Below are 18,875 nucleotides of genomic sequence, written 5' to 3'. Positions count from 1 at the left end.
CTATCCCTCCAGCACTCTGGTGGCTGCCTTCCAGCGCGGCAGCTCGTCCCGCCGGGCGGCAAACCGGACCGTCTTGGTGTATCCGTATTCGGCCAGCGTCTCCTGGGCGTGCTCACGGCCGAAGCCGCTGTGGCCCACGCCGCCGAATCCGGTGCCGACGGCCACGCGAAAGTAGTTGTTGATCAAGACGGTGCCGGCCCTGATCTGGCGGCTCACCCGCAGCGCTCGGTCGACGTCCTGGGTGAAAACTCCTGCGACAAGGCCGAATTGGGTGTCGTTGGCGATCCGCACCGCCTGGTCCTCGTCGCTGAAGGGCAGCAGCGTGACGACCGGGCCGAAGATCTCCTCGGTAGCCACCCGCATGTCCGGGGTGACGTCGGTGAGCAGAGTGGGCGGCACATAAAAGCCGTTGGCGAGTCGCGGATCGCTGGGCAGCGGCGCCTGAGCGGCGATGCGGGCACCGTCGGCGACGCCGATGTCGAGGTACTCCAGGACCCGCTTTTGCTGCGCGGCGGTGACCAACGGGCCGACGTCGGTGTCTGGATCGGCGCCGTCACCGACCCGAAGCCGGCGCACCGCGGCGCCCAGCCTCTCGGCGAAGTCAGCGAAGATGCTGTCCTGCACCAATATTCGTGACGACGCCGTGCAGGCTTCGCCCTGATTGAAGAACCCACCGTCGACGGCGGCCAGCAGCGCCTCGTGTAGATCGGCGTCCTCGAAGACCAGCAGCGGGTTCTTACCGCCCAGTTCCATCAGCGTCGGGGTGAGGTTGTCGGCCGCAGTCCGCAGCACCGCCGAGCCGGTCTGCGGCGAGCCGGTGAACGAGACCTTGCCGACCAAGGGATGCCCGGCCAGCGCCGCCCCCACCGCCCCCGCTCCGGGGACCACGTGCACCAGATCGTCGGGCAGCACCGAACCGATGAGTTCGACCATGCGCAGCACCACCGAGGGCGCCTGCTCGGGCGGCTTGAGCACGATGGCGTTGCCCACAGCCAGCGCGGGGGCGGTCTTACCGGCGGTGTGGATGGGTGGCCAGTTGAACGGCACAATCCCGGCGATCACCCCGAACGGTTCCAGCGTGGTCACGTCGAAAACCGGGCCGTAGTCCCGCGCGCGGCTGGGCAGCACCTCCACCACGCTGGCGAAGTAGTCGAAGATCCCGATTGCGGCTTCGACGTCGAATTGCCGGGCCTGGGTGACCGGCTTGCCCATCTCCAGCGATTCCAGTGCGGCGATCTCGTCGGCGTGGGCGCGAAGGACGTCGGCTGCCTTGCGCAGGTAGCGGCCGCGCTCGCGGGCCGGGCGTTGTGTCCAGTCCAGATGCGCGGCGTGTGCGGCTCGCACGGCCTGGTCCACCTGCTGCGGCCCGGACCCGTGTACCACGGCGACCGGCTGACCGGTGGCCGGATTGTCGACGGTGAACTGGTCCTGCTCAGATGCTGACGACCAGCGGGTTCTGGTGACCTGCACGCTTCGACGCTACGCACGCCCGTGCGATCATCGCCAATGAAAGCTTCTGATGGCTCCCAGCAGCACAGGTGATAATGGCCGGGTGGAGCTACGCCACCTGGAATACTTCCTCGCCGTCGCCGACGCCGGTAGCTTCACTCAAGCCGCCAAACGGTTGCATGTCGTCCAATCCGGTGTGTCCGCGACGGTCAAAGCGCTGGAAGGCGAATTGGGCGCGCAATTGTTCGTCCGCGGCAAGGCCGGAGTGACGCTCACGCCTGCCGGCCAGGAGCTGCGGGCCCACGCCCGCGCGACACTGGACGCTGCCCGCGCCGCCAAAGACGCCGTCAACGCCACCCGCGGCGCGGTGCGCGGCACCGTCACCGTGGGGACGTTGACGTCGATCAGCGTCATCGACCTGCCGACATTGCTGGCTGACCTGCATGCCCGACATCCCGAGGTGCGGATCCAGCTGCGCGCCGCCAGCTCCGGAACCACCGGACTGGCGCAACAGTTGCGCGACGGGGATCTCGACATCGCATTTCTGGTCTTCATCGGCGCCCCGCCGACCGATCTGAACGCCCGGCTGGTCGCCGAAGTCCCACTGCTGCTGGTGGTTCCGGCCGAGCACCCAATCGCCGAGCGGGATTCGGTGGCACTGGCGGATCTGGCCGGATTGTCGTTCGTCGACGGCCCGCCGGGATACGGCAACCGAACCGTGGTCGACAACGCATTCGCCGCCGCCGGCGTCGAACGGACCGTCGCCGTGGAGGTCGCCGACATCGGCACCGCCGCGCGTTACATCCGAAACGGGCTGGGAATCGGCTTCATGAGCTGGTCCGTCCTCGACGACGTCGACGATTCGGGCCTGGTGACGGTCCGGGTGGCCGATTGCGATCTGCGTTGGCGGCTGTACGTCGCCACGTTGGCGACCCGCCCGACCAGCGCCGCCACCCGCGCCCTGCTGGCGCTGATCGAAGAAGACCTCCCGGACTCGGCCGCTTCGCCACACCGACAGGCGGTGGCGCTGCAGCGTGGCGAGGTGCGCAACCTTGGACCGGTCGCCGGGAGCGGAGCGCCCTCCGGGATACCCGGCATCGGCGCTGCGGACCTGGGGGAGATCGTTCAACTGCCCGACGGGTCGTATGTGGCCGTCTTCGGCGATGCATTCGGCGGTAGCAAGGTAGGCAGCGACCCGCACTACCCGTCGGTGGCGGTGCCGGTGACCTTCGACGACACCGGGCACCCGCATTTCGGTGCGCCCCTGACCGGACCCCGGGGAAGCCCGAACCCGTTGTTCATCCCGCCGCCGCAGGCGCGCGACACGAACACGCTGCCGTCGGGCAGCATCCGGGTCAACGGCAGGACCTACCTGCTGGTGGTGGGCACCAACGCGCTGCGCCCCGAGGGCGGTTCGTGGCTGGTGGAAGTCACCAATGACCCGTCTGCGGGCTGGACGCCGGTCGCAGGGTCATGGCGTCCGGCCGACTATGCAAACGGTGGCCAATCACAGCTCAGCGGCTACCAAAGCCAAGACGGCCACGTGTATATCGCCGCCGACGCGTTCGACCGCAGCCATCCAGTCACCCTCTACCGCGCCGACCCCGATACTTTCCCCGACCGCTCCGCGTGGCAGCCCTACGTGCGGCTGCCCGACGGCAGCACCGGCTGGGGCGCACCAGGACAAGAAGCCGTCGCGATCAGTGCCACCTGCTTTGGTGAACTCCGCTTCTGGGAAGTCGACGGTGCGGCCGTGCTATCCGGCTTCAACGTCCGCGGTGGCCCCGACGGCGCTGTGGAGATATGGGTAGCCGATCACCCCACCGAGGTGTTCAGCAAGGGCGCGATGACCGTCGTCATGCAGCAGAGTGACCCGGCTGCTCCGAACTTCGTGCCGCAGAACTACGGCGGCTACATCGTTCCCGGCTCCACCCTTGACTTCATGAACATCTTTGCCAGCCAATGGAATACACTCGCCGATTCGCACGGGATACCGTTCGGGGAGCCGTACAACACGCAACGGGTCATCGTCAACGTCAGCCGCTGAGGGGCCCCGGGCGGCTACCGCTCGAATTCGAGGTGGTGTCGGATTTCCTCGGCGATGGCTTCCAGGTTGCGCGCGACCAGACCGCGTCCGATCATCTCGCTGATCCAGGCAATGCCGTATCCGGTGACCGAAAACGCCAAAGTCATTGTGAGCCGGCTGCCTTGATCGTCGGGCTCGACGAGAGCATCGAATGAGTGTCGCGTTCCCCGTACCGATTGCCAGTGCAGCCGGTTGCCGTCGGGCGGTTCGATGAGCACCCGTCCGCCCAGGTGCACGGTGCCGCTGTCCAGGTAGACATCCCACAGCTCGCCGTCGTCGCGGGACTCGATGAATCGGCATCGGCTGAGCGTGGACGTCTTGGACAGCAGCTTGTGCGGGTCGGTGACGAAGGCGCTGCTCTCGTCGAGCGGGCAGCGCACGCGGCGGGACACGCTGATTTTCTGGGTCATAGTCAGCGGACCATCGGCACGACGGTTCTGCTGGCCAGCTTGGACAGCCCGACCTGCATGACGCTGGTGACGTAGTCGTAGGCGTGATCCCAATCCGGTTTGTCGCCGAAGCGTTCGCGTAGATCGACCGGCTCGAGCACTTGCATGCGGATCTTTGCCGGCAGGGGAAAATGCGGCAGCGGGAGCGGCGACAGCCCCCACGGGACGCTGAGAGTCATCGGCATGCTCTTCACTCGGGCCAGTTTGTCCAGCCTCAGCAGCTTCGCGGTGCGACGGCCGTCGTTGAGGATGACCAGCGTGTCGTGTCCGCCGGTGGCGACCACCGGCATGATTTTCACGTTGCATCGGTGGGCCAATCGCAAGAAGCCCTGGCGACCGGAGAAGACGATCTTGTTCCGGTCGCGCCACGGGCGGAGCGCCTCCACATCCCCGCCGGGGTAAACAAGCGCGGAACCGCCACTGGTGAAGACGGTCTCGGCGAAAGAGTTGGCAGCCGGCACCACGCCGAGCTTGCGGGTCCATCCCCCGACAACGGGTGCGGCCGTAATGGTGTCGTGCGCCAGTCCATACAGCGGGCGCCCTTCGACGGTGAAAAAGGTGTTGTAGGCAAGCAGGAAGATGAAGGTGTCCGGCGTGGAGCCGCCACCGCTGTGATTGCCGACGAACAGTACCGGCTCGTCGGGAACGTTTTCAAAGCCGTGCACCTCGGCCCGAAACCAGATCGTCGAGGCTAACCACAACGGCGGCAGGACTGCGCGGATGAACTCGGGATCGCGGTGGCGAAGTTGTTCGGGTATCGGGGCGTTGTCGGTCACCTCGATGAGATTAACCACTTTTTCACGGCGGGAACCTTAATCCGCGCCCGGCGCGGTGAGCGCGGCGACGGCATTGGCGAACATGGTCTGCTTGATCGCGCCCAGCGTGCCCTGGTCTTTGCGGCCCAACGGGCGCAGCAGGTCGACCGCGGCGTCGGTCACCGCTTCTTCGGCGGCGGTAGCGTCGACGATTCCGATGCGCGCGGCGTCGTCCCCGCCGAAGCGGCGGCCGGTCGTCATCGAGGCGACTGCCGTCTGCGGAGCGAGCTTGGCCTGGATCAGCGCGGCCATACCCGGCGAGAAGGGGATGTTGATGTCCACTTCGGGAAAGCAGAAGTAGCCGCGATCGGCGCGCATCACCCGGAAGTCGTGAGCCAGGGCCAGCATCGCCCCGGCGCCGAACGCGTGGCCGACGACCGCTGCCGCGGTGGGAATGGGCAGTGTCAGCACGCGGGCCAGCAACCCGCCGACCCGCCCGACGTACCACTGGGCCTGGTCGGCGTGAGCGGTGAGCCAGTCCAGATCCAGGCCGTTGGTGTAGAACTTGCCGGCCGCCGTCGTCACCAAGCCGTCCGCGCCGCCGGCGACGATCTCGTCGAGTCGCGCGTTGATGTCGTCGAGAAAGTCGGGCGAGAAACGGTTTTCGTCGTCGCCGAGGTCCAGGATGGCGATCTTCTCGTCGTAGTCCAATTTGATTGTCACGGTGGTGTTCCTTTCTGCGGCGGCGGACCGACGTCCAGCACTGCTTTCACGGCCGCGCGCAGTTGCTGACGCGCCGTCGTGCTGCGCAAGCGGTCGCGGCGCAGCAGGATCGCGGTGGGCAGATCGACGATGGACATGGTGATGGTGTCGACGGCAGCGGCGTCTTTGCGGTCCCACACACTGACCGCAAGCCGAATCATCAAACTGACCAGCGTCGCCTCGAGATCCCTGATCTCGGTGGCGATCTCGTCGGGTAGGTCTGGGTGCAGGAGCTGGTCACGCTGCACGGTCAGTAGCAGCCGGCACGAATCCGGATACTGCTCGGCGAAAACCGCGGGCGTGTCAGCGGCAGCCAATACGGCCTGGATTCCCGACGGTGCCTGATCCACCAACTCTGTCTGGGCATCCAGAAACCGGTGCCCGGCCCGCAGCCACGCCCGGGCCAACAGTCCCGTCCGCGACCCGAAGGTGTGATACACCGCGCCGTTCGAGACGCCGACGGCCGCGCTGATCGCCCGGATGGTCACTGCGGCCGGCCCGGAGGCGGCCACCAGCGACTCGGCGGCGTCGAGGACGCGGTCGGGGTCATGTATGCGGGGGCGGGGCATGCGGACAGGATAACAGAGCAAGCGCTCTGTTATTTCCGGGGCCTCGCTGCGTCGGCTGTGAAGTGTTGGCGTTGAGGGTGAAGCCACGGCGTTGACGGTGAAGCCACGGCGTTGACGGTGAAGCCACGGCGTTGGCTGTGAAACGACGGCTTTGCGCGTGCATGTAGGGCGCAGATTCGTCGATTTTCTCGCCCCGGATACACAATCAAAGCCGCCAGTTCACGCTCAAGCCGCCACTTCAAAGCCGCCACTTCACGCTCAAGCCAGCACTTCACGCTCGATGCCTCGCCGCGATAGGCCCCCGACCGCCCAGGCCGAGAGATTTCGGACCCCCGGGAACAAGATGTCGGCGCCTGCCGTTAGCATGGTCAACAAGTTGAGTGGATGCAGCTCAAGTCTGAGTTGACATCCGGGCTTTACCGGTAGCAGTCTTGAGCGGGGTTCACTCAGCATAGTGCAACACAGAAGCCAACTACTCAGGAGGAATCACTATGGCTCGTGCGGTCGGTATCGACCTCGGGACCACCAACTCCGTCGTATCCGTGCTGGAAGGTGGCGACCCGGTCGTCGTCGCAAATTCCGAAGGCTCCCGGACCACGCCGTCCGTCGTCGCATTCGCACGCAACGGCGAAGTGCTCGTCGGCCAGCCGGCCAAGAACCAGGCGGTGACCAACGTCGACCGCACTGTGCGTTCGGTCAAGCGGCACATGGGCACCGATTGGTCCATCGAGATCGACGGCAAGAAATACACGGCGCAGGAGATCAGCGCCCGGATCTTGATGAAGTTGAAGCGCGACGCGGAGGCCTATCTTGGTGAGGACATCACCGACGCGGTCATCACCGTCCCCGCTTACTTCAACGACGCCCAGCGCCAGGCCACCAAGGAATCAGGCCAGATCGCGGGTCTCAACGTGCTGCGCATCGTCAACGAGCCGACCGCCGCAGCCCTGGCCTACGGCCTGGACAAGGGCGAGAAGGAACAGACCATCCTGGTCTTCGACCTCGGCGGCGGCACCTTCGACGTCTCGCTGCTCGAGATCGGCGAGGGCGTGGTCGAGGTTCGCGCCACCAGCGGTGACAACCACCTGGGCGGCGACGACTGGGACGACCGCATCGTCAACTGGCTGGTCGACAAGTTCAAAGGGACCAGCGGCATCGACCTGACCAAGGACAAGATGGCCATGCAGCGGCTGCGGGAAGCCGCCGAGAAGGCCAAGATCGAGCTGTCCTCGTCGGGCAGCACGTCGATCAACCTGCCCTACATCACCGTCGACGCGGACAAGAACCCGTTGTTCCTCGACGAGCAGCTGACCCGCGCCGAGTTCCAGAAGATCACTCAGGATCTGCTGGACCGCACCCGTCAGCCCTTCCAGCAGGTCATCAAGGACGCCAGCATCTCGGTGTCCGACATCGATCACGTGGTGATGGTCGGCGGTTCGACCCGGATGCCCGCGGTCAGCGATCTGGTCAAGGAGATGACCGGCGGCAAGGAGCCCAACAAGGGCGTCAACCCCGACGAGGTCGTGGCCGTGGGTGCCGCGCTGCAGGCGGGTGTCCTCAAGGGCGAGGTCAAAGACGTTCTGCTGCTTGACGTTACGCCGCTGAGCCTGGGTATCGAGACCAAGGGTGGCGTGATGACCAAGCTCATCGAGCGCAACACCACGATCCCCACCAAGCGGTCGGAGACCTTCACCACCGCCGACGACAACCAGCCGTCGGTGCAGATCCAGGTCTATCAGGGTGAGCGCGAGATCGCCTCGCACAACAAGCTGCTCGGCTCCTTCGAGCTGACCGGTATCCCGCCGGCTCCGCGCGGCGTCCCGCAGATCGAGGTGACCTTCGACATCGACGCCAACGGCATCGTGCATGTCACGGCCAAGGACAAGGGCACCGGCAAGGAGAACACCATCCGGATCCAGGAGGGCTCTGGCCTGTCCAAGGAAGAAATCGACCGGATGATCAAGGACGCCGAGGCGCACGCCGACGAGGACCGCAAGCGTCGCGAGGAGGCCGACGTCCGCAACCAGGCCGAAACGCTGGTCTACCAGACGGAGAAGTTCGTCAAAGAGCAGCGCGAAGCTGAAGGCGGTTCGAAGGTCCCCGAGGACACGCTGAACAAGGTCGATGCCGCAGTGGCGGAGGCCAAGACAGCGCTCGGTGGCTCGGATATCGCCGCGATCAAGTCCGCGATGGAGAAGCTGGGCCAGGAGTCGCAGGCACTGGGACAGGCGATCTACGAGGCCACCCAGGCCGCTCAGGGCGCCGCCTCTGACGCTACGGGCGCCGAGCCCGGCGCCGGCGCCAGCGCATCCGACGATGTGGTGGACGCGGAGGTGGTCGATGACGATCGGGAGTCAAAGTGACGGAAGGCAATCCGGAACAGGTGACGGTCACTGACAAACGACGGATCGACCCCGAAACAGGTGAAGTTCGGCACGTCCCTCCCGGCGGTCCGCCGGGAGGCGACGGGCCTTCGGGTCAGGCCGGCAGCCCCGCGGATCAGGCCTCGGACAAGACGACAGACAAAGTCGCCGAGCTGACCGCGGACCTGCAACGGGTGCAGGCCGACTTCACCAACTACCGCAAGCGGGCGTTGCGCGACCAGCAAGCGGCCGCAGATCGCGCCAAAGCGGCTGTCGTCAGCCAGTTGCTGGGTGTGCTCGACGATCTCGACCGGGCGCGCAAGCATGGCGATCTGGAGTCGGGGCCGTTGAAGTCGGTCGCCGACAAGCTGACGAGTGCGCTGACCGCGTTCGGCCTGACGTCCTTCGGTGCCGAGGGCGAGGATTTCGACCCCGTCCTGCATGAAGCCGTGCAGCACGACGGCGACGGCGCCGAGGGCTCCAGACCGGTGATCGGGACCGTCATGCGGCAGGGCTACAAACTGGGCGACCAGGTCTTGCGCCACGCCCTGGTCGGGGTCGTCGACACGGTGCCCGGCGACTCGGTCGATACGGCCGTGCCGGCCGCCGAAACCGAGCTGGCCGACACGGACGATAACGCGGACGCCCCGGGCGAGCAGGGCACAGAATCAGAGTCAGCGGAAAATTAGTGACGGCAATGCAGGAAGGTGAGAGGGGGTGACGCGAAATGGCCCAGCGCGAATGGGTCGAAAAGGACTTCTATAAGGAGCTGGGCGTCTCCTCCGACGCCAGCGCCAAAGAGATCAAGACGGCATATCGCAAGCTCGCTTCCGATCTGCATCCGGACAAGAACCCCGGCGGGGCGGAGCGGTTCAAAGCTGTCTCCGAGGCGTACAGCGTGTTGTCCGACGAGGCCAAGCGCAAGGAGTACGACGAAACCCGCCGACTGTTCGCCGGCGGTGGTTTAGGTGGCCGGCGGTTCGACACCGGCGGCTTCGGCGGCTTCGGAATGGGCGGTGACGGCGCCGAATTCAACCTCAACGATTTGTTCGACGCCGCGGGCCGGTCCGGCGGGACCAACATCGGCGACCTGTTCGGCGGCTTGTTCGGCCGCGGCGCCAGCCCTCGTCCCACCCGGCCACGCCGCGGCAACGACCTGGAGACCGAAACCGAGCTGAACTTCATCGAGGCCGCCAAGGGCGTCGCGATGCCGTTGCGGCTGACCAGCCCGGCGCCGTGCACCAACTGCCACGGCAGCGGCGCGCGCCCGGGCACCAGCCCGAAGGTGTGTCCCACCTGCAACGGCTCCGGCGTGATCAGCCGCAACCAGGGCGCATTCGGCTTCTCCGAACCCTGCACCGACTGCCGGGGCAGCGGCTCGATCATCGAGCACCCCTGCGAGGAGTGCAAAGGCACCGGCGTCACGACCCGCAGCCGCACCATCAACGTGCGGATACCGCCCGGCGTCGAGGACGGGCAGCGGATCCGGCTGGCCGGGCAGGGCGAGGCCGGGCTACGGGGTGCCCCGTCGGGCGACCTGTACGTGACGGTGCATGTGCGGCCCGACAAGGTCTTTGGCCGCGACGGTGACGACCTCACCGTGACCATCCCGGTCAGCTTCGCCGAATTGGCGTTGGGCTCAACGCTTTCGGTACCGACGCTGGACGGCACGGTGGGCGTCCGGGTGCCAAAGGGTACCGCCGATGGCCGCATCCTGCGGGTGCGCGGACGCGGTGTGCCCAAGCGCAGCGGCGGCAACGGCGACTTGCTTGTCACCGTAAAGGTTGCCGTCCCGCCGAATGTGGAGGGCGCCGCCCAGGAGACGCTGGAGGCCTATGCGGCGGCCGAGCGGTCAAGTGGTTTCGACCCGCGGGCCGGATGGGCAGGTAATCGCTGATGGTCAGGGATCCGAAGAATCCGAAGAAAAGGCAAGAGTCGCGGACGTTCTTGATCTCGGTGGCCGCCGAATTGTCCGGCATGCACGCGCAGACGCTGCGTACTTACGACCGGCTCGGGCTGGTCCGCCCGGAACGCACCTCCGGTGGCGGGCGTCGCTATTCCGAGCACGACGTGGATCTGCTGCGCGAGGTGCAGCGGCTCTCGCAGGACGAGGGTGTCAACCTCGCCGGCATCAAGCGGATCATCGAGCTCACCAACCAGGTGGAGGCGCTGCAGTCGAGGCTGCAGGAAATGAGTGAGGAATTGGCGGCCTTGCGCGCCACCCAGCGCCGCGATCTCGCGGTGGTGCCCAAGAGCACGGCCCTGGTGGTCTGGCAGCCACGCAGGTCGCGTTAGGGCGCGTTAGCTCACACCCGAATAGAGAACTGGGCCACCGCCGGCTCGCCTGGGTGCGCGCTGCGATAGCCGCCTTGACGCAACGCGTCGGTTGGCGCGGCCATCGGCTCGAAACATACCAGGTCCTCGGCGGGGGGTGCGAAGATCTGCGCCGCCGGGAAGCCGTGATCGAAGCGGACCTCGATGCGTCGGTCAGTGCCCGACACCGCAAACACCGCGCCGTCGGCGACCTGGTCGTAGCCATCGTCGAAAGCCTTGTCGCCCAACGTTTCCGAGGCGGCCGGCTGCGGCTCGCTCTCGCCGGTAGGCAGTCCACGGTCGTCGACGAGCAGATGGCGCAGCCGCGGCGTTTCGATGCGCCACTGGCTGCGGGGCACGCCAGGCAACCGAAGGTACGGGTGGAAGCCGAAACAAAGCGGCACAGCCTTGTCGGTGGTGGCGGCCGCGGTGGTGTGCACGGTCAGCGTCCGGTCGACGAGCCCGACCCGCACCACCAGCAGGTGCGGGAACGGGAAGCTGGCCAGTAGCGCCGGATCGGTGCCGAAGTTCAGTTCGGCGATCAGCTCGTTGGCCGTTTCGCTCATGACTCGCCAGCCCCGATAGCCGGCGACCAGGCCGTGGATCGGCAACCCGTTCGGGTCGGTGCGGACGCCGTCGGTGCCGGGCTCCAGGGTGACGACCTCGCCGTCGACGGTATAGCTGTTGGAGCCCAACCGATTTGCCCACGGGTAGAGAATCGGGATGCCCATCGTCTTGCCGTCGGTGAGGTAGGCATCCAGACCACGTCGCTGGCCGAGTAGTTCCACCTCGGAGTCGGTCAGCGAAACGCCGATCATGCCGGCCTCCGGTACGAACTGCGCGGCCACCGGCGACGACGGGGGCGACGAAGGGTCACGCAGCGTAACTGAGCGCATGGCTTACCTCGACTTACCTGGACAGCGGATCGTGTTGGATACGTTCTGGCGGAGTGCCTTTGGCGATCAGCGCCGCTTTGGTGGCGCGGACCATGGCCGGTCCGCCGCAGATCAGGATCTGCCGGTCGCCCCAGCCCCCGTATTTGGTCACCACCTCTGGCAGCCGGCCGGTTTGGTGCACGTGCAGGCCGCGGGGCGGCGTCACGTCCGGGTAGTCGGCCGCCCAGGCCGGGTCGCGGCTGTACTCCGAGACCGGCGAGACCGACAGCCACGGGTTGTGGGCCGCGACCTGCCACAGGGTGGGCAGGTCGTAGAGCTCGCAGCGGTATCGCGCGCCGAAGAACAGATGCACCCGTGGGTTCTGCGCGTGGCGGGAGAGATTAATGATCAATGCCCGCAGCGGCGCGAGTCCGGTGCTGCCGGCCACCATCAGCACGTCCCCGCCGTTGGGGTCCACCCACATGCCGCCGTGCGGGGTGGACAATCGCCACCGGTCGCCGGGCCGAGTCTCGTTGACGACGGCGGTGCTGACCAATCCGCCGGGTACGACTCGGACGTGGAACTCGATCGCGCCGTCGGGGTCGGCCGGAATGGCGGGGCTGAGATATCGCCAGCGGCGCGGGCATTGCGGGACGTGGACGTTGACGTACTGGCCGGGGTGGTAGGGCATCGGGCGGTCCAGGAGCAGCCGAACGACCGCCAGATCCCGCGACGCGCGGATGTGCTCGGTGACGGTGCCCTCCCACCAGGCGGGTCCCTCCTCGGCGTCGGCGGCGCCGCTCATCACCCCGGTGATCAGGTTGAGCGACTGCGTAGCCGCGGCGTCGACGGCATCCGTCCACGCCTCACCCAGCCGGGTCCGCAGCATGGTGTAGAGCGCACCCCGCAACGTGTCGTAGTGACCCGGCAGCACACCGTATTTGCGGTGATCGCGGCCGAGCTGGGCCAGAAACGCCACCGGCTCGTCGGCGCGCTGGGCGACCAGCTCGCCGTACACCCAGTGCAGCGCGTGAGCGAAAGCGGCGCGCTGGCCTTCCATTTCGGGTGGAAACAGGTCGCGCACCGAGACGTCGAGGTCAAACCAGTGGGCGTAGAACCGCCGAACGAGTTCGTTGGGGGTTTCCGGCTGAAATGCGTCGCGCAACACCTGCAACGCGTTTTGGTCCTCTAACCCCACGGACCTCGATTCTAAGCGCGCCCGGGAATCACTGGGCTCGGGAATGCAGTAGTCGACTACTTAACCGATGGAGTACTGCCGCAGTTAGCGTTTGCCTGCAGTAGGCAGAAGATCCTCGGCCGATCGCCCACACCTGACCTCGACGACTTGGCGATCGCCAAGCGAAGTCGACTGTCGCGTAACGATATTGAGTGGTGACCGGCTACAGGAGAGCGGCGATGACTACAGGCCTACAGCTGGGGACGCGGTTCGGTCCTTACTTGCTGAAGCGGTTGCTGGGCAGCGGCGGTATGGGAACCGTCTATGAGGCCCAGGACACCGTCATGGACCGCGTCGTGGCGTTGAAGCTGATTGCGCAGAAGTACGCGCTGGACCGGGGCTACCGGCAGCGGCTGCAGCGCGAAGCGCGGATTGCCGGGCGCTTGCAGGATCCGCACGTCGTGCCGATTCATTCCACCGGCGAGATCGACGGGCAGCTCTACGTCGATATGCGGCTGATCAACGGCATCGACTTGGACACCATGCTGGAGCGGACCGGGCCGCTGCCGCCCGCGAAAGCCGTGTCGATAGTGGCCCAGGTCGCCTCGGCGCTAGACGCCGCGCACGGTGCCGGCGTGCTACACCGCGACGTGAAACCGGGCAACATCCTCATCACGGCCGACGGCTTCGCCTATCTGGTGGACTTCGGGATTGCCAACGCCGCTACCGAGGAGACGTTGACGCAGGCCGGCGACACCCTGGGAACCTGGACCTACATGGCGCCGGAACGCTTCACCGGCGACAACAGTGTCGTGACTCTCCGTGCCGACATCTACGCGCTGGCCTGCGTGCTGTTCGAAGCGCTCACCGGCACGCCGCCATTTACCGGCGACCGCGGGACCCTGGTCGCCGCGCACCTGACCACGCCGGTGCCGCGGGCCAGCTTGCGTGTCGGGCTGCCACCGGAGTTGGACGACGTGATCGCGCGTGGCATGGCCAAAAAACCCGAAGACCGCTACGCGACGAGCGGTGAGTTTGCCCGGGCGGCGGAGCAGGCGATTGCGTCCCTGGGCTCCGCGACCGCCGCCATGCCGTTGCCCACCATGGCGGCTCCCGCGACGATTCCGCCCGCGTACTACACGCCACCGCCCGGGCCGCAAACGCCACCGCCGCACTGGGCGCAGCAGTTGTCCGAACCGCCGGCGCCGTATGGTCCGCCGCCGGTAACGCCGTGGCCGCAGGCCGGCCCCACGGGCGGCAAGCGACGCCGGAGGATCCTGATCGCGGCGGCCGCGGCCGCGCTTGTGGTCGCCCTGGTGGCCGGCGGCATGATCTGGAAGCTGGACGGCGGCACATCGCCCTCGCAGGCCCGACGGCCCGACGTCAGCAACCTCGACGTCGGGCATTACCAGACGAAGCCGCGGCAGCTGTCGGGTCCCACATCGAAGGAGGAGGGCGTGTTCCTCGAGTCGTTCCGCCTCGCCGAGGGGATCGTGAACCCCTATGATGTCGACCCGATAATCGATCACGTTTACGGAGTTGCTGTCGCGGATTCAAAGGCTGCTGCCACGACCATCTCCGGGACCGGAACCCCGCTCACCCAACCGGTCTTGGACAAGTACGGCATGATCGCCGCCTACGTCGTCCAAGGCTACTCAAAGCGCATCCAAGACTTCGTTCGTGAGAAGGCCGGCGACTTGATGATGGTCATGTTGACCAGCTTTCCCAATGAGGACGCGGCGGCGCGGGCCGCAAGGGAGATGGACGCGACCGACTTCGCGGTTAATCCGGAAAACCAGGCGGTCGCGGTCCCGGGGTACCCGCAAGCTAAGGCGCACTACCGCAACATGTCCCCGTCGGTCGGGGCGACCGTTGCGGTGGGCAGGGTCGTTGCCTCCATCGCGGTTCGCAGCGACGAGCGTCCCAATCTGGACTATCTGCTGAAGCGAATCCAGCGCATTTTGGACTTGCAGACGCCGCTCATGGACAAGCTGATGCCCTCCGTCGACGCCGGCCTCACGATGCTCCCGCGCGATGTGGACAACATGCTCAGTCGTGTTCTCCTTGCGGGAGACCAACCGAAGATATCCGCAAATTTCGGGACGGTCGGTCCTCGTGCGGTCTACGTGTGCCAGGACGCCAAACCCACCAAAGACGGGCTGTACGCCAAGGCTGGGGTTGACCGGTGCGCCTTCACCCCCGACGGTGTGCTGCTGCGGGCCCGCGACGAAAAATCGGCGCAGACCCTGCTGTCCCAGGTGACCGAGGCAAACCGGGAGGAATTCGCCGACCACGACGTCGCAGCACCCGCGGATGTCCCGAATGCCCGCTGCCACGAGAACAAGTCAAAGATCTGGGCGGACAACGCGAACGTTCGCTTCATGTGTTGGGTCACATACGGGCGTTACGTGGGTCTGGTGTGGAGCAACGAGGAAAAGGACGCGGGCCAGCGCGCCGCCGCCCAGTACGCGATCCTCGTCAACAGCGCCTGAGGACGCTACGGCGTCCCGTCGGTCCCGTTCGCGCCGAACGGCGATTCCCGGTTTCCGTCGCTGCGGCCGGCCCCGCCACCCGCGCCGTCCGTAGCTAACTACAGCTGACGGATTCCCTTGTAGAGCACGACCAGCCCGATCAACACCAGAATGGCCGCGACCAGGGCGGCGTTGTGCTTCTCCATCCAGTCCTTGAGTCGCTGCAGCGCAGGGTCGAGGCGGCCGCCGCTGAGCGCGTAGCCCAGCACCGGGACGGCGACCGAGGACGCTGCCACCGCGATGAACAACGCCGCGGACGCCACGGTTCCCACTGCGCCCAGCGCGTCGGTACCGATGGCCAGACCGGCGGCCGCGCAGACGAACAGCACCTTAGGATTCACAACGATCAGCACCAATGCCGTCAGCGCCGCCCGGGCCGGGGTGACACTGGTGAACGTTCGCATCCACGCCGGCATGTGGTCATGACCCTGCCGAGTCAGCCAGCGGATGACTCCGAAGACGATCAGCAATATGCCGACGGCTATCCGCAGCCACGCCGCCCAGTGCGGCGGGGAGCTTCTCAGGCCGCCGAGCATGCTGGAGATGGCGATCGAGACCGCGGTCAGTCCGGTCAGCCCGAATAGCCAGCCGCCCAGGTACGCCAGACTGGTCAGCCGGGGTTGCGGCGCGTGCAAGACGAGCACCGCCGGGATGATCGAGAACGGCGAAACCGTGATCACCAGCGCCAGCGGCAGCAATTCCACCATTTATGGACCCCATCCGACCGTCACGGCGAAAACCGTAGCCGATCAGAACCCGCGGACCGCTCGGGCTGAAACCGGCTCTCCCGGCCCAGGCGCGGCGCGGGGCTATTCGAGTATCAGAAAATTCGCTAAAGTTGAGCGGAACAGACTCAACCTTGACGGCGTTGAACAACGCGACAAGCATTTTTTCAGAACCTTCTTCTTGAAAGGAACGGAGGCTGTTCGTGGACTCTTTCAACCCGACAACCAAAACGCAGGCTGCCCTGACGTCGGCGCTGCAGGCGGCGACCGCCGCCGGCAACCCCGAGATCAGGCCCGCTCATCTGCTGTTGGCGCTGCTGACGCAGAACGACGGGATCGCCGCGCCGCTGCTGGAGGCTGTCGGCGTCGAACCCGCGACGGTCCGCGCTGAAACGCAGAGCTTGCTGGACCGGCTGCCCCAGATCAGCGGCTCCAGTTCGCAGCCGCAGCTGTCCCGCGAGTCGCTGGCGGCCATCACCACGGCGCAACACCTGGCCACCGAGCTGGACGACGAATACGTCTCCACCGAGCACCTGATGGTCGGGCTGGCCACCGGCGACTCCGACGTCGCCAAGCTGCTGACCGGCCACGGCGCCTCGCCGCAGGCCTTGCGGGAAGCGTTCGTCAAGGTGCGCGGCAGTGCCCGGGTCACCAGCGCCGATCCCGAATCCACCTATCAGGCGCTGGAGAAGTACTCCACCGACCTGACCGCCCGCGCCCGCGAAGGCAAGCTCGACCCGGTTATCGGGCGGGACAACGAGATTCGCCGCGTGGTGCAGGTGCTGTCCCGTCGTACCAAGAACAACCCGGTGCTCATCGGCGAGCCCGGCGTCGGCAAGACCGCGATCGTGGAGGGTCTGGCCCAGCGCATCGTGGCCGGCGACGTGCCGGAGAGCCTGCGCGACAAGACCGTCATTGCACTGGACCTCGGGTCGATGGTGGCCGGCGCCAAGTACCGCGGTGAGTTCGAGGAACGGCTCAAGGCCGTGCTCGACGACATCAAAAACTCTGCCGGACAGATCATTACGTTCATCGACGAGTTGCACACCATCGTCGGCGCCGGCGCGACCGGCGAGTCGGCGATGGACGCCGGCAACATGATCAAGCCGATGCTGGCCCGCGGCGAACTGCGTCTGGTCGGTGCCACCACGCTCGACGAGTACCGCAAGTACATCGAGAAGGACGCCGCGCTGGAGCGGCGCTTCCAGCAGGTCTTCGTCGGGGAGCCTTCGGTGGAGGACACCGTCGGGATCCTGCGCGGGCTGAAGGACCGCTACGAGGTGCACCACGGGGTGCGCATCACCGACTCCGCGCTGGTCGCGGCGGCCACGCTGTCCGACCGCTACATCACCGCACGGTTCCTGCCGGACAAGGCCATCGACCTGGTCGACGAGGCCGCCAGCCGGTTGCGGATGGAAATCGACTCGCGGCCCGTCGAGATCGACGAGGTTGAGCGCCTGGTGCGCCGGCTGGAGATCGAGGAGATGGCGCTGGCCAAGGAGGAGGACGAGGCCTCCAAGGAGCGGCTGGAGAAGCTGCGTGCCGAGTTGGCCGACCAGAAGGAACGGCTTGCCGAGCTGACCGCGAAGTGGCAGAACGAGAAGAACGCGATCGACGTCGTCCGCGAACTCAAGGAGCAGCTGGAGGCGTTGCGCGGGGAGTCCGAGCGCGCCGAGCGGGACGGCGACCTGGCCAAGGCCGCCGAGCTGCGTTACGGCCGTATCCCCGAAGTGGAAAAGAAGCTGGACGCGGCCGATACGACCGCTCGGACTCACGAAGCTCAAATGCTCAAGGAAGAGGTCGGCCCCGACGACATCGCCGACGTGGTGTCGGCGTGGACCGGCATCCCGGCGGGACGGCTGCTGGAAGGCGAGACGGCCAAGCTGCTGCGCATGGAGGACGAGCTGGGCAAGCGCGTGGTCGGTCAGAAGAAAGCCGTGCAGGCGGTTTCCGACGCGGTGCGGCGCAGCCGGGCCGGAGTGGCCGACCCCAACCGGCCGACGGGTTCGTTCCTGTTCCTCGGCCCCACCGGCGTCGGCAAGACCGAGCTGGCCAAGGCGCTGGCCGACTTCCTGTTCGACGACGAGCGGGCCATGGTCCGCATCGACATGAGCGAGTACGGCGAGAAACATTCGGTGGCCCGGCTGGTCGGTGCGCCGCCCGGCTACATCGGCTACGACCAGGGCGGCCAGCTGACCGAGGCGGTGCGCCGGCGGCCCTACACCGTGGTGCTGTTCGACGAGGTGGAAAAGGCCCACCCTGACGTGTTCGACGTGCTGCTGCAGGTCCTCGACGAGGGGCGGTTGACCGATGGGCAGGGCCGCACGGTCGACTTCCGCAACACGATCCTCATCCTGACCTCCAACCTGGGGTCGGGCGGCAACGAGGAGCAGGTCATGGCGGCCGTGCGGGCGGCATTCAAGCCGGAGTTCATCAACCGGCTCGACGACGTGCTGGTTTTCGACGGGCTCAACCCCGAAGAGCTGGTGCAGATTGTCGACATCCAGCTGGCCCAGTTGGACAAGCGGCTTGCGCAGCGGCGGCTGCAGCTCGAGGTGTCGTTGCCGGCCAAGGGCTGGCTGGCGCAGCGCGGCTTCGACCCGGTGTACGGGGCGCGTCCGCTACGGCGGTTGGTGCAGCAGGCGATAGGCGACCAGCTGGCCAAGATGCTGCTGGCCGGCGAAGTGCACGACGGCGACACCGTTCCGGTCAACGTCAGCCCGGACGGCGACAGCCTGATCCTGGGCTAGCGGCGATCGCTAGCGCGGCGTAGCCGGGCGAAGCGGGTCGCCGCCATCGGGCTAAGCGGCGATGCCGCTTC

At 66.8% G+C, this 18,875-nt stretch carries 15 protein-coding genes and 1 pseudogene; 8 read left to right on the top strand and 8 right to left on the bottom strand.

Annotation, left to right across the window (positions count from 1 at the left end):
* Entirely contained in the window at positions 1-1,470 is a 1,470-nt protein-coding gene (locus AC5Y21_RS12360) for an aldehyde dehydrogenase family protein (RefSeq protein WP_499912624.1), read from the bottom strand.
* 82 nt (positions 1,471-1,552) lie between these two features.
* On the opposite strand from AC5Y21_RS12360, the gene AC5Y21_RS12355 reads away from it, so the two are divergent.
* A complete protein-coding gene (locus AC5Y21_RS12355) occupies positions 1,553-3,496 on the top strand; it encodes a LysR substrate-binding domain-containing protein (protein WP_499912622.1) in 1,944 nt (647 codons plus the stop codon).
* Between the two features lie 14 nt (positions 3,497-3,510).
* Here the strand turns inward: AC5Y21_RS12355 and AC5Y21_RS12350 are convergent, their stop codons facing one another.
* The 4 genes from AC5Y21_RS12350 to AC5Y21_RS12335 are packed head-to-tail and all read right to left on the bottom strand — an operon-like array spanning position 3,511 to position 6,070.
* Positions 3,511-3,945, bottom strand: coding sequence for an SRPBCC family protein (locus AC5Y21_RS12350; RefSeq protein ID WP_499912620.1), 435 nt, complete (start codon positions 3,943-3,945; stop codon positions 3,511-3,513).
* 2 nt (positions 3,946-3,947) lie between these two features.
* Positions 3,948-4,760, bottom strand: coding sequence for a 1-acyl-sn-glycerol-3-phosphate acyltransferase (locus AC5Y21_RS12345; RefSeq protein ID WP_499912618.1), 813 nt, complete (start codon positions 4,758-4,760; stop codon positions 3,948-3,950).
* Between the two features lie 36 nt (positions 4,761-4,796).
* Entirely contained in the window at positions 4,797-5,462 is a 666-nt protein-coding gene (locus AC5Y21_RS12340; RefSeq protein WP_499912616.1) for an enoyl-CoA hydratase-related protein, read from the bottom strand.
* Positions 5,459-6,070, bottom strand: coding sequence for a TetR/AcrR family transcriptional regulator (locus AC5Y21_RS12335; RefSeq protein ID WP_499912614.1), 612 nt, complete (start codon positions 6,068-6,070; stop codon positions 5,459-5,461). The genes AC5Y21_RS12340 and AC5Y21_RS12335 overlap by 4 nt, the downstream gene beginning before the upstream one ends.
* Before the next feature lie 491 nt (positions 6,071-6,561).
* Here AC5Y21_RS12335 and dnaK point away from each other — a divergent pair, with 491 nt between their 5' ends.
* The 4 genes from dnaK to AC5Y21_RS12315 are packed head-to-tail and all read left to right on the top strand — an operon-like array spanning position 6,562 to position 10,728.
* Entirely contained in the window at positions 6,562-8,433 is a 1,872-nt protein-coding gene (gene dnaK / locus AC5Y21_RS12330) for a molecular chaperone DnaK (RefSeq protein ID WP_499912612.1), read from the top strand.
* On the top strand, positions 8,430-9,122 hold the full coding sequence (gene grpE / locus AC5Y21_RS12325) for a nucleotide exchange factor GrpE (protein ID WP_499912610.1): 693 nt from the start codon (positions 8,430-8,432) through the stop codon (positions 9,120-9,122). Before dnaK ends, grpE begins: the two co-directional genes overlap by 4 nt.
* 38 nt (positions 9,123-9,160) lie before the next feature.
* Positions 9,161-10,330 (top strand): molecular chaperone DnaJ, encoded by a 1,170-nt coding sequence (gene dnaJ, locus AC5Y21_RS12320; protein ID WP_499912609.1) that lies wholly within the window; start codon positions 9,161-9,163, stop codon positions 10,328-10,330.
* Positions 10,330-10,728, top strand: a complete 399-nt coding sequence (locus AC5Y21_RS12315; RefSeq protein WP_499912607.1) for a heat shock protein transcriptional repressor HspR — start codon at positions 10,330-10,332, stop codon at positions 10,726-10,728. The genes dnaJ and AC5Y21_RS12315 overlap by 1 nt, the downstream gene beginning before the upstream one ends.
* A gap of 11 nt (positions 10,729-10,739) precedes the next feature.
* Here AC5Y21_RS12315 and AC5Y21_RS12310 read toward each other — a convergent pair whose 3' ends face one another.
* Together AC5Y21_RS12310 and AC5Y21_RS12305 are read right to left on the bottom strand one after the other, a co-directional pair.
* Positions 10,740-11,642 (bottom strand): aldose 1-epimerase, encoded by a 903-nt coding sequence (locus AC5Y21_RS12310; RefSeq protein ID WP_499912605.1) that lies wholly within the window; start codon positions 11,640-11,642, stop codon positions 10,740-10,742.
* Positions 11,643-11,655: 13 nt separating this feature from the next.
* Positions 11,656-12,819: an FAD-binding oxidoreductase gene (locus tag AC5Y21_RS12305; RefSeq protein ID WP_499912603.1), complete on the bottom strand. Its 1,164-nt coding sequence runs from the start codon at positions 12,817-12,819 to the stop codon at positions 11,656-11,658.
* Positions 12,820-13,037: 218 nt separating this feature from the next.
* Between AC5Y21_RS12305 and AC5Y21_RS12300 the strand changes: the two are divergent.
* Both AC5Y21_RS12300 and AC5Y21_RS12295 read left to right on the top strand, forming a co-directional pair.
* Positions 13,038-13,862, top strand: a pseudogene (locus AC5Y21_RS12300) (serine/threonine-protein kinase); the annotation flags it as partial.
* A gap of 24 nt (positions 13,863-13,886) precedes the next feature.
* Positions 13,887-15,290 (top strand): DUF7373 family lipoprotein, encoded by a 1,404-nt coding sequence (locus AC5Y21_RS12295; RefSeq protein ID WP_499912670.1) that lies wholly within the window; start codon positions 13,887-13,889, stop codon positions 15,288-15,290.
* A 98-nt stretch (positions 15,291-15,388) separates the two neighbouring features.
* Here AC5Y21_RS12295 and AC5Y21_RS12290 read toward each other — a convergent pair whose 3' ends face one another.
* A complete protein-coding gene (locus AC5Y21_RS12290) occupies positions 15,389-16,036 on the bottom strand; it encodes a GAP family protein (RefSeq protein WP_499912601.1) in 648 nt (215 codons plus the stop codon).
* Between the two features lie 221 nt (positions 16,037-16,257).
* Between AC5Y21_RS12290 and clpB the strand changes: the two genes are divergently transcribed.
* Positions 16,258-18,804 carry an ATP-dependent chaperone ClpB gene (gene clpB / locus AC5Y21_RS12285; RefSeq protein WP_499912599.1) on the top strand — a complete coding sequence of 849 codons (2,547 nt, stop codon included), beginning with the start codon at positions 16,258-16,260 and terminating at the stop codon, positions 18,802-18,804.
* Positions 18,805-18,875: the final 71 nt, after the last annotated feature.

The organism is Mycobacterium sp. NGS41 (genome assembly GCF_059812725.1).
This window is presented reverse-complemented; position numbering and strand designations above follow the sequence as displayed.